A 502-nucleotide genomic window follows, 5' to 3' on the forward strand; every position below is an offset into this window, starting at 1 on the left:
TAGGCTTGGGTCAGACTCAACAAAGTAATCTTGGTATTGCGTATCACCTGCTAAGTAACCTTGAAACCAATCACTGCTTTTTGAGATGTGATTGATCACACAGTCGTACATCAAATCAAAGTTCTCAGACAAAGCATTGAGGTGTTCCCAGTCACCCAACTTCTCATCGACCTTTCGGTAATCGACCACACTAAAGCCATCATCAGAGGTGTACGGAAACATAGGTAGAATATGGATATTGCTGATTGAGTCTTTTAGGTACTTATCAGCAAAACTTTTCATACTGCTCAATGTTTTTTCGTCGTTACGAGCAAAGCTGTCACCGTAAGTAATCAGGTAAGATGTATTCTCATCAACCCACGGTGTGTATTGTGGAGCACTTGGCTTCCATTTCTCAATTAAGGCTAAGATCTCTTGCGTTACCGAGTGTGCTTCTTCTTCACCATAAATATCGGCGACTTTGTTGAAGAGTATTTTTTCAATCATATCTTTGTCCTTATTG

General features: G+C 40.2%; 1 protein-coding gene. It reads right to left on the minus strand.

The annotated features are described in order from the left end of the window. Positions 1 to 486 (minus strand): alpha-amylase family glycosyl hydrolase (locus AB4486_RS27810; protein WP_372120036.1); only part of this gene is annotated, 486 nt, incomplete at its 3' end. Positions 487 to 502: the final 16 nt, after the last annotated feature.

This window comes from Vibrio sp. 10N.222.55.C6, assembly GCF_041473395.1.
GTDB lineage: Bacteria > Pseudomonadota > Gammaproteobacteria > Enterobacterales > Vibrionaceae > Vibrio > Vibrio crassostreae_C.